At 53.5% G+C, this 9,737-nt stretch carries 8 protein-coding genes and 3 pseudogenes; 5 read left to right on the top strand and 6 right to left on the bottom strand.

The genetic code is table 11. The features are described 5' to 3' along the window. Positions 1-515, bottom strand: a pseudogene (gene rimO / locus RT340_RS19210) (30S ribosomal protein S12 methylthiotransferase RimO); the annotation flags it as partial. 330 nt (positions 516-845) lie between these two features. Between rimO and RT340_RS19215 the strand changes: the two are divergent. The 3 genes and pseudogenes from RT340_RS19215 (at position 846) to RT340_RS19225 (ending at position 3,495) form a co-directional block, all read left to right on the top strand. Beyond that, complete coding sequence (locus RT340_RS19215) at positions 846-1,481, top strand: carbonic anhydrase (RefSeq protein WP_058961964.1); 636 nt, start codon at positions 846-848, stop codon at positions 1,479-1,481. A 117-nt stretch (positions 1,482-1,598) separates the two neighbouring features. After that, on the top strand, positions 1,599-2,255 hold the full coding sequence (locus RT340_RS19220) for a DUF3313 domain-containing protein (RefSeq protein WP_160832410.1): 657 nt from the start codon (positions 1,599-1,601) through the stop codon (positions 2,253-2,255). A 105-nt stretch (positions 2,256-2,360) separates the two neighbouring features. Beyond that, a pseudogene (locus RT340_RS19225) lies at positions 2,361-3,495 on the top strand (PQQ-dependent sugar dehydrogenase). A 1-nt stretch (position 3,496) separates the two neighbouring features. Here the strand turns inward: RT340_RS19225 and RT340_RS19230 are convergent. Continuing rightward, the gene (locus RT340_RS19230) at positions 3,497-4,153 is read right to left on the bottom strand and encodes an HAD family hydrolase (protein ID WP_034820768.1); all 657 of its coding nucleotides are present in this window, start codon (positions 4,151-4,153) and stop codon (positions 3,497-3,499) included. A gap of 276 nt (positions 4,154-4,429) precedes the next feature. Between RT340_RS19230 and RT340_RS19235 the strand changes: the two genes are divergently transcribed. After that, positions 4,430-5,635, top strand: a complete 1,206-nt coding sequence (locus RT340_RS19235; protein ID WP_160832412.1) for a serine hydrolase — start codon at positions 4,430-4,432, stop codon at positions 5,633-5,635. A 37-nt stretch (positions 5,636-5,672) separates the two neighbouring features. On the opposite strand, the gene ybjG is transcribed toward RT340_RS19235, so the two are convergent. The 3 genes from ybjG to RT340_RS19250 form a co-directional block, all read right to left on the bottom strand. Further along, the gene (ybjG, locus tag RT340_RS19240; protein ID WP_097119354.1) at positions 5,673-6,278 is read right to left on the bottom strand and encodes an undecaprenyl-diphosphate phosphatase; all 606 of its coding nucleotides are present in this window, start codon (positions 6,276-6,278) and stop codon (positions 5,673-5,675) included. After that, a complete protein-coding gene (locus RT340_RS19245) occupies positions 6,259-7,020 on the bottom strand; it encodes a phosphatase PAP2 family protein (protein ID WP_409566167.1) in 762 nt (253 codons plus the stop codon). Before RT340_RS19245 ends, ybjG begins: the two co-directional genes overlap by 20 nt. A 202-nt stretch (positions 7,021-7,222) precedes the next feature. Next, complete coding sequence (locus tag RT340_RS19250) at positions 7,223-8,911, bottom strand: aspartate:alanine antiporter (protein ID WP_097119352.1); 1,689 nt, start codon at positions 8,909-8,911, stop codon at positions 7,223-7,225. 255 nt (positions 8,912-9,166) lie between these two features. On the opposite strand from RT340_RS19250, the gene ybjM reads away from it, so the two are divergent. After that, positions 9,167-9,538: an inner membrane protein YbjM gene (gene ybjM / locus RT340_RS19255; RefSeq protein WP_313377515.1), complete on the top strand. Its 372-nt coding sequence runs from the start codon at positions 9,167-9,169 to the stop codon at positions 9,536-9,538. 33 nt (positions 9,539-9,571) lie between these two features. Here ybjM and RT340_RS19260 read toward each other — a convergent pair. Continuing rightward, positions 9,572-9,737: pseudogene (locus tag RT340_RS19260) on the bottom strand (glutaredoxin); the annotation flags it as partial.

The raw sequence follows: 9,737 nt of genomic DNA on the forward strand, positions 1-9,737 counted from the left end.
CCAATCAGACGGCTATCAAGATCGCCACGCATGGACGGGATAATGCAGAAGGTGCAGCGATGGTTGCAGCCTTCAGAAATGTTCAGGTAAGCGTAGTGGCGTGGCGTCAGCTTAACGCCTTGCTCGGGCACCAGGCTCAGGAACGGGTTGTGTTCCGGCTTTGGCACATAGGTGTGAACGTGCGACAGCACTTGCTCGTAGCTGTGCGGGCCGGTGATTTCCAGTACCTTAGGATGTACTTCGCGGATCTGATCCACTTTGGCACCCAGGCAACCGGTGACGATCACTTTGCCATTCTCGTTCAGCGCTTCACCGATCGCTTCCAGTGATTCCTGTACGGCGCTATCAATAAATCCACAGGTGTTAACGATGACGATCTCCGCATCATCGTAGCGTGGCACCACATCGTAGCCTTCAGTACGCAGTTCCGTCAGGATGCGTTCTGAGTCGACGAGGTTTTTTGGGCAGCCGAGTGAGACGAAGCCTACGCGCGGCGGATTTTTGACATGGCTCATAAGGATAATAATTCATCATAATTAGTGTGGATAGGCGGGGGATTGTACAGAGGTTGCGAGGGAAAATGTATAGGTGATGTAAGAATCTCCTTAACCGCGTAATGGGCGTTTCCCGCTATGCTTAATGGAGCTGTTATCCGTTCAAATCGTCGCCGATAAGGCTGGCGACTGCGAACCGTTAACGGTGATCCGAGTTGTGTAATCCAGCCTGTTTTGCTTAAATGTTCGGTTGGTGATTGTAAGTTATTCACCGCACTGAAGAATTTGAACGCGTGCTGACGGTGCAGATCGTACCGCCAGCGCAGATGCGGATAAAGTGAGAGCAGACAAATGCAAGAGATCGTTAAAGGTTTTCTGAATTTCCAACAGAATGTGTTCCCTGAAAGGAAGGATCTTTTCAAAAGTCTGGCGTCAAACCAGAATCCCAAAGCCCTGTTTATCTCCTGCTCAGACAGCCGTCTGGTGCCTGAACTGGTCACCCAATCCGAGCCAGGCCAGCTATTCGTGATCCGTAACGCCGGTAATATTGTGCCGCCGTTTGGTCCCGAACCGGGTGGTGTCTCCGCGACGATTGAATACGCGGTCGTTGCGCTGGGTGTGACTGAGATCATCATTTGCGGTCACTCCAACTGTGGTGCCATGAACGCCATCGCGTCTAATGCGGATTTAGAAAGCATGCCCGCGGTTGATCACTGGTTGCACTACGCCAATGCAGCTAAAGCTGTGGTGGAAGAGCGCAATTATGAAGCGGTGGAAACCCGTCTCAATGAAATGGTCAAAGAGAACGTGATTGCTCAGCTGAACAATATCAAAACACACCCTTCGGTAGCGGTGGCGCTGCGTAAAGGCAAAGTGCGTCTGCATGGGTGGGTTTATGATATTGAGAGCGGCGGCATTATTGCCCTGACCAAAGGCGGCGAAAGGTTCATTTCGTTGTCTGAGAATCCTGAGACCTGCTTCGAGTGATTCCCTAACCACCTGCAATGCAGGTGGTTTCTTCTCCCATTCTGTGAAAATTTCCCGCCAAAGCGCAGCGTGCGCTCTACACTTGAGAAGCGATTTACCTCTTATAAGGGCTTTCTCATGCGATTTCGTCTTTATATTCCTGCTTTAACGCTGGCTATGCTGGCGGTAGGTTGTACCTCTCATGTTGCGGATAAACAGCAGTTTTCCGGCTTTCTCGGCGATTACAGCCAGTTAAAATCTGAACAGTCACCCAGCGGTAAACCGACATTGCGCTGGATCTCGCCGGATTATCACAGCGCGGATTACACCAACGTGGTGTTCGAACCCGTGGTTTACTATCCCGCCGCGCGACCGACTGAACGCATCAGCCAGCAAACATTGGATCAAATCCGTCAGTACACCGATAGTCAGTTAAAACGCGCGGTCGCAGAACGTAAACCGGTGGTGGGCAAGCCTGGTGCACATACGCTCAGGGTGAAAAGCGCCATCACCGCCGTGACGGCAGAAAACGAAGGGATGCAGTTCTACGAAGTGGTGCCGATTGCGGCAGTTGTAGCGAGCACCATGGCGGCCACTGGCCACCGTACGCAAAACAGTGCGCTGTTCCTCGAGGTGGAAGCGGTCGATGCGCAGACCGGTAAGCCAATGATCAAAGTCGTGCGCAAAGCCTTTGGTAAATCCCTGCCGAACAACAGTACGCCAATTACGCTCAACGATCTTCGTCCGGGCATAGACGAAATGATTCGTGATGTCGTGGCCTTCTCCGCGCCTTAATCTCGTTGCCCGGCATGATGTCGGGCTTAATGTTTTGTAAATCCTGCACATCCTTTCTTACGGGCTGACTACCCTTAACGGCAGACCGTGATAAAGGAGAATCCCATGCGTTTACTGCCTGTCGCGCTGTTGCTTGGCGCATTGAGTTATGCCCATTCGACCCTGGCTGCTGATGTTCAGGTTCAGGTATTACAGGACAAACTTGATCATCCGTGGTCAATGGCTTTTCTGCCTGACAATCAAACGTTGTTAATTACCGAACGCTCCGGGCAACTCCGCAGTTGGCAGCCGGGAAAAGGCTTGTCGCAACCCATTAGCGGCGTACCCAAAGTGTGGGCAAATCGTCAGGGCGGCTTGCTGGATGTGGTGCTGGCACCGGATTTCGCCCAAAGCCGCCGCGTGTGGCTCAGTTACACCACGGCAGATGCCGAGGGGCGAGCGGGTGGGGTGGTCGGCTACGGGCGACTCAGCGACGATAATCGCCAGTTGAGCGACTTCAAAGTGGTGCTGGAGCAGACACCCAAGCTCTCTAGCGGCGCCAACATGGGAACTCGCCTCGCATTTGATGGTCAGGGCTATCTCTACATTGCCTTTGGCGACAACTTTTCCAGCCTCAGCGCCCAACAGCTCGACAAGCTTTCAGGAAAAATCGTGCGCCTGACCCAGAACGGTGAAATCCCGGCAGACAATCCTTTTATCCAGCGCAAAGACGCGCGGGCAGAAATCTGGTCGTACGGCATGCGCAATCCACAGGGATTAGCTTTCAATCCGTGGACGCAGCAAATGTGGGAGAGTGAACACGGCCCACGCGGCGGCGATGAAGTGAATATCCCGCAGAAAGGCAAAAACTACGGCTGGCCATTGGCCACCTACGGCATTGATTACAGCGGGCAGAAAGTGCCGGAAGCGCAGGGCACGCACGTGGCGGGCACGGAACAACCGCAGTTCTGGTGGAAAGTGTCACCAGCCATCAGCGGGATGGCGTTTTACAACAGCGCACGTTTCCCGCAGTGGAAAAATTCGCTGTTTATCGGCGCATTAAAAGGAAAAAAGCCTGATTCGCCTGCGGGTGAACGGCGAGAAAGTGGTCGAAGAGCAGCGACTGCTGGAGGATCGCGGTGAACGTATTCGCGATGTGCGTCAGGGGCCGGATGGTTATCTCTATGTGCTCACCGACGAAGCCAACGGTAAGCTGCTAAAAGTCGGGCTGGCGGAACCCGCCAGCGCCTCGCGTGGTTAACTTAACGCACCCAGCTGCATACTTCCCAACCCCGCTGCTGCGCTTCCTGCTGCAGCAGCGCATCCGGGTTAATGACCCAGGCGTGATCAGCATGGTTGAGCAAGGGTAAATCGTTCATGGAGTCGCTGTAAGCCCAGGTTTTTTCAAAGCGCTTATCCTGTTGCAAAGCCTTCCAGTCACTCAGACGAGTGACTTTCCCCTCGCGATAGGTGGCGGTGCCATAAATCTGGCCGCTGTAGCGCTCGTCAACCACTTCTACGCCAATCGCCAACGCGCCGTGTACACCCAGACGTTGCGCAATCGGCACCGCCAGATGATCGCCACTGGCGGTAATGATCATCACGGTGTCGCCGCGTTGCTGATGCCAGTTTATGCGTTCCCGTGCGGCGGGGAAGACGCGTGGCAGAATATCGCGATGGATGAAACGCCGTACCCAACCCTCAACCGTCAGGGTCGCCATACCGGCGAGCGGGGATAGCGTGGTGTTCATATACTCTTCAATCGACAGGGTGCCGGCATGGTATTTCTCCATTAAGGCTTGTTCCTGAGAGATGAGTGCTTCGGGGGCAAATCCCTGTGAGACCAGCCAGCGCAGCCACAGGCTGGTACTGTCTTCACAAATCAGGGTTTCGTCCAGATCGAAAACGGCTAAGTCCATCGTGGTTCTCCTCGGGCTGATTGGCATCAGGTTAGCGGAATTTTGTGACTGGCTTAACCGTTCTGCGAAAAATCGGAATTTCTCTCACTTTTTCCACTACGGCGTAACAGTAAAAGTGGCAGCGGGTCGGGGTTGATGCCAGGGTTACTCTAATAAACTCTATAAAACTTTACGGTTGGACGGTTTTGTTCGCAGGTGGTAAGCGTGTAGCTTTTATTAAGACATGTCTTACCTGCTAGAAAACCATGATTTAACAAGGACAATCTGGTCACGCTCATGAGAAAAAACTCCGTCATTTCTGCCTTGCGGCCGCTGGCTGCCACTTCATTATTAGTGCTTTTCCTTCCCATCACCACTCAGGCTGAACAGGCGCCTGCTGCACCGCAAATTGAGGCCAAAGCCTGGATTTTAATGGACTACAACAGCGGCAAGATATTGGCTGAGTCCAATGCCGACCAGCGGTTGGACCCCGCCAGCCTGACCAAAATGATGACCAGCTACGTGGTCGGCCAGGCGCTAAAAGCCGGCAAGATCCACAACGATGACCTGGTCACTATCGGCCAGGATGCATGGGCAACCGGCAACCCGAAGCTGCGCGGTTCTTCACTGATGTTCCTGAAACCGGGTGACCGTATTCCGGTCTCTGAACTCAACAAGGGCGTGGTGATTCAGTCAGGCAATGATGCCTGTATCGCGCTGGCCGATTATGTCGCCGGTAGCCAGGACTCGTTTATCGGTCTGATGAACAACTACGTTAAGGCGTTTGGATTACAGAATACCCACTTTATGACCGTGCACGGGCTGGATGCCGATGGGCAATACAGTACCGCGCGCGATATGGCGATTATCGGCCAGCGTTTGATCAGCGATGTACCTGAAGAGTATGCGTTAAACAGTGAGAAAGAGTTCACCTTTAATCACATCAAGCAGATGAACCGTAACCGCCTGTTGTGGAGCAGTAACCTGAAGGTGGATGGGATTAAAACCGGACACACTTCGGGCGCGGGTAATAACCTGGTCGCGTCCGCCGTGGACGGAGACATGCGTTTGATCTCAGTGGTACTGGGTACGCAAACCGATGCGATCCGCTTCCGTGAAAGTGAGAAGCTCCTCACGTGGGGTTTCCGTTTCTACGAGACAGTGACACCGATTAAAAGCGATAAGCCTTTTGCCCAGCAGCGCGTGTGGTTCGGTGAGCAGAGTCAGGTCAATCTCGGTGTCGCGAAAGACGCAGCGATCACCGTGCCGAAAGGGCAGATGAAAAACCTCAAGGCGAGTTTCACCCTGAACTCACCGCAGCTGGAAGCGCCACTGGAGAAGAATCAGGTGGTGGGGACTATTGATTTCCAGCTGGATGGCAAAACCGTGGATCAGCGTCCGCTGGTGGTGATGGAAGCGGTGCCGGAGGGCGGATTTATTGGCCGTATCTGGGATTTCATTATGATGAAATTTAACGGCTGGTTTGGGAAGTGGTTTAGCTAATCAGCATAAGGGCGACCCGATCGGGCCGCCCTTAGCATTATCCGCGCACCCAGCCTTTCTTAATCGGCGTAGCGAACAGCGTGCGATACACCTGATGGGTGAAAGCCAGCATGCGGTCGCCATACAGCTGCCACGCCATATGCGAAGCCAGACACGCCAGCAAGCCCACCAAAAATCCGCCCAGCATATCCATTGGCCAATGCACGCCCAGATAGACGCGCGACCAGGCAATGGTGCTGCCGACCGCCAGTAAAATCACCCCTGACCACAGTCGGTGCCAGAAGATAAACGCCAGCGCAAAGGTGAAAATAGTGGTGCCATGATCGCTGGGGTAAGAGTCATCGGCGGCGTGTGCCAGGAATTGATGTCCGAAGCCAATGGCAAACGGGCGCGGATGTGGCAGCAGTTGGCCGACACACCATGAAATGCTTAATGCATAAATCAGCGCCATGCCGGTTTTCAGTACCAGCGCGCGTTGAGATTGCACCTGATCGCGCGGCCCCCAAAACCATAAGGCCACAATCAGCAGCGGGACAATGGCAATCACATCTTTGGCGATAAAGGTCGCCAGATTAATCAACCATGGCGGTGAATCCGTCGTGGCGTTGATCCATAGAAACAGGCTATGGTTGAGCGCTTCCATCACGTTTGCTTTTCCTCATCTTGTCTACCCAAAAAGAAACACCAGCAAAAATCAGCACCTGGCTCAGCCACACCCACCAGCCAGCCCACAAGTTGTGAGAGAAAAAGTGGGCACCGCGCATCACCTGTCCGTATCCCATCAGTAAGCCCACCGCGATACCGAACAACAGCGCCAGCACGGCGCGGCGCGGACGCTCGGGCCACCACAGGAAGAACAGCGCCATCAGGGCAAAGCCGCTGGAAGCGTGACCGCCAGGGAAACATTGCCCCGGACCGCTATTGACCGGAGTGGGATCCAGCAGCACAAAACTGGCTGCCTTACCGCCAAACATCGCCAAATCCCACGGACAGGAGTGCGCGCTGTGCGCCTTCAGGATGCCCACCACTAGCGGCCCCATACCAAATAGCAGGGCCACCAACACGCGGCGGCCATCACGCTTCTGCACACCTCGTAACAACATCAATACCGCTCCAGCGATGATCACATCCTTGAACAAGCGATGATTGATCAGATCCAGCCAGCGGTTGTGTTGCCATGGAAACGTCTGCGTCTGTGGGTCAAACCACTGCTGGCTGATCGCGATATCCAGGCTTTCGTGGCGCGACCACCACATAAACACCAGTGCTGAAATTGCCAGTAAAATAAAGTTGATAGCGTAAAAGCGACCAGACAAACAATAAATAGTCGGGCTCTTAATCTTATCGTGGGTTGTTGGAGTGTTTAACTTTGATGAAAGTTGCATGAATATTGGAAAATAGCGAAACCAGAGTGGCAGGGTCGCAATTTACGCTTAGGAGAACCTTAAGCAACAGGAATTGCAGGCATAAAAAAACCCGCAAGTCAGTGACCGGCGGGCTCCACAATTTGGGGATTTCAAAGAAAAGCAGTGGCACTTATTCAGACTGCGCCCCAAATAGAAAGTTCTGAACGCAGTAAAAATATTTTTAAAAAGGCAAAAGCGGCCAAATTATCACAATAAGCGTGCCGGCGAGCGTCAGCAAAACGTTAGCAATCGCATAAGTTCCTGCATAGCCGAGTGCCGGAATGCTACTGCGTGCGGTATCGCTGATAATCTCCATGGCCGGGGCACAGGTGCGAGCGCCCATGATGGCACCAAACAGCAGCGCGCGGTTCATACGCAGCACGTAGGCACCAAACAGATAGCAAATCACCACCGGGATCAGACTCACCAGCAGACCGCTGAGCAACATCAAGGCGCCCGCGCTGCCAAGGCCATGTTGCAGGCCACTACCGGCGCTCAGGCCGACACCTGCCATAAACACCATCAAACCGAACTCTTTCACCATGGTCAGCGCCCCTTGCGGAATGTAGCCAAAGGTCGGATGGTTGGCGCGCAGGAAGCCGAGCATGATACCCGCGAACAGCAAACCGGCGGCGTTACCGATGCCAAAGCTGAAGTTGCTGAACTGGAAGGTGATCATGCCGATCATCAACCCGATGATAAAGAAGGCGCAGAAGGCCAGCAGATCGGTCATCTGACTGTGAATCGCAATAAAGCCGATGCGATCCGCCAGGCTTTTCACACGGCGCGCTTCACCGCTCACCTGCAATACATCGCCTTTGTTCAGCATGATGCTGTCATCAATCGGCATCTCAATCTGACTACGAATCACTCGGTTAAGGAAACAACCATGATCGGTGAGTTTCAGATGGCTCAGGCGTTTATTCACCGCATTGTGGTTCTTCACTACAATCTCTTCGGTGACGATGCGCATGTCGAGCAAATCGCGGTCGAACACCTCTTTGCCGTTACGGAAGCTGGCATCGAGGCGTGCGTGTGCGTCGGGATAGCCCACCAGCGAGATCTCATCGCCGAGTTGTAGCATCGCATCCCCATCCGGGCTGGCGAGAATACCGTTACGGCGCAGGCGTTCAATGTAGCAGCCGGTCTGGCGATGAATGCCCAGCTCGCGCAGATTTTTACCGCCGCTCCATTCCACCAGTTCCGGGCCAACGCGATAGGCGCGGATCACAGGCAGGAATACTTTGCGCTGGCTGTCAGCATCCAGACCACGTTCCCGTGCAATCTGCTGCGCGCAGGTGGGTAAGTCCTGATGTTGCAGACGAGGCAGATAGCGCGCGCCAAAGATCAGGCTGACCAGACCAATCAAATAGGTGAGGGCGTAACCGAGGCTGAGGTTATCCTGCATCATGCTGAGCTGATGGTTGTCACTGATGCTTTGTCGCAGCGTGTCACCCGCGCCCACCAGCACCGGCGTGGAGGTCATGGAACCGGCCAGCATGCCTGCCGTGAGACCAATATCCCAGCCGAACACTTTGCCGAGTCCCAACGCAACGAGCAGGGCGCTGACCACCATAACAATGGCAAGAAGGAAGTAGTTTTTACCGTCGCGGAAAAAGATCGAGAAAAAGTTAGGTCCGGCTTCAACACCGACACAAAAAATAAACAACATAAAGCCGAGACTGAGTGCGTCGGTATTTATCGCAAAGTGCTGCTGACCTAAAATCAATGAAACAACGAGGACACCAATGGAATTTCCTAGCTGTACCGAGCCGAGACGTAATTTGCCTAAGCACAGCCCCAGGGCTAAGACGACAAATAATAACAGAACGTCATTTCCGCTTAACAATTCTGCGACGTTAATGTTCACGGTTTAACTTCTTCTTTACCTGTAACAAGTTGATGAAAGGGCCTTTTTTCGCTATCTTGTGGCAGCTGTGAATGTCCTTGCCGCCAGGAAGGTGCAGACCATTATTTAAAACGGCGTCATTCTAATCATAAATAACTTCCTCAGCTATCAGCAGTTTTTAATCCTTCTGCCAGCGGCTGTTTCTTTTTATTTCCACTTGTGCGCATCAGGGCAGTAAACGTTTCAATATTGTTAACAACAAAGTTGAGGATGGTTATGTTGCAGCGCAATAATCGCTGGCCAGCACCGGTTCTGGGTATGATGCTTTATACGCTGGTGTTTATTTTTGCACACCATTTTTGGGCCGTTGCCGCGGAACAAGCGATGCGCGGACAGCCTGAATTATTGCTGTTTTTATTGCCGGGCATGTTAATGGCGCTGTTGCAGCCGGATAGTCCCCTGGTCAGTACACTGTGGGTCGCCGTGGTGGGCACGCTTTTGGGTATGGCCTGGATGTGGCTCACCGTCACGCAGATGCACAGTTGGCTGCTGATTGTTGCATGGAGTTTAAGTGCGCTGTTTTGGGCTGGATGCGGGGCGTTACTGGTCCGCCTGATGAGGATTATGCTGGCGATGCGTGCCGAATAGCACGATCAAAAACGGGCCCGCAGGCCCGTTTGCTTAGGCTTCAACACCCAGATTTTCTTTGGTCCATGCCGCAAATTCGGTGTAACCACCGATGTGCTGGTCATCAAGGAAAATCTGCGGCACGGTGGTTACCGGTTTGCCGGCACGTGCTTCCAGGTCGGCCTTGGTGATGCCGGTCGCCTGAATATCGACGTACTGA

This window comes from Pantoea sp. CTOTU50773, from assembly GCF_032082325.1.
In the GTDB taxonomy this organism is placed as follows: domain Bacteria; phylum Pseudomonadota; class Gammaproteobacteria; order Enterobacterales; family Enterobacteriaceae; genus Pantoea; species Pantoea communis.

Bases quoted from the DNA above. Each gene is read 5' to 3' on its own strand.
- RT340_RS19215 (WP_058961964.1), top strand. From the start codon at position 846: ATGCAAGAGATCGTTAAAGGTTTTCTGAATTTCCAACAGAATGTGTTC.
- RT340_RS19220 (WP_160832410.1), top strand. From the start codon at position 1,599: ATGCGATTTCGTCTTTATATTCCTGCTTTAACGCTGGCTATGCTGGCG.
- RT340_RS19230 (WP_034820768.1), bottom strand. From the start codon at position 4,153: ATGGACTTAGCCGTTTTCGATCTGGACGAAACCCTGATTTGTGAAGAC.
- RT340_RS19235 (WP_160832412.1), top strand. From the start codon at position 4,430: ATGAGAAAAAACTCCGTCATTTCTGCCTTGCGGCCGCTGGCTGCCACT.
- ybjG (WP_097119354.1), bottom strand. From the start codon at position 6,278: ATGGAAGCGCTCAACCATAGCCTGTTTCTATGGATCAACGCCACGACG.
- RT340_RS19245 (WP_409566167.1), bottom strand. From the start codon at position 7,020: ATGCAACTTTCATCAAAGTTAAACACTCCAACAACCCACGATAAGATT.
- ybjM (WP_313377515.1), top strand. From the start codon at position 9,167: ATGTTGCAGCGCAATAATCGCTGGCCAGCACCGGTTCTGGGTATGATG.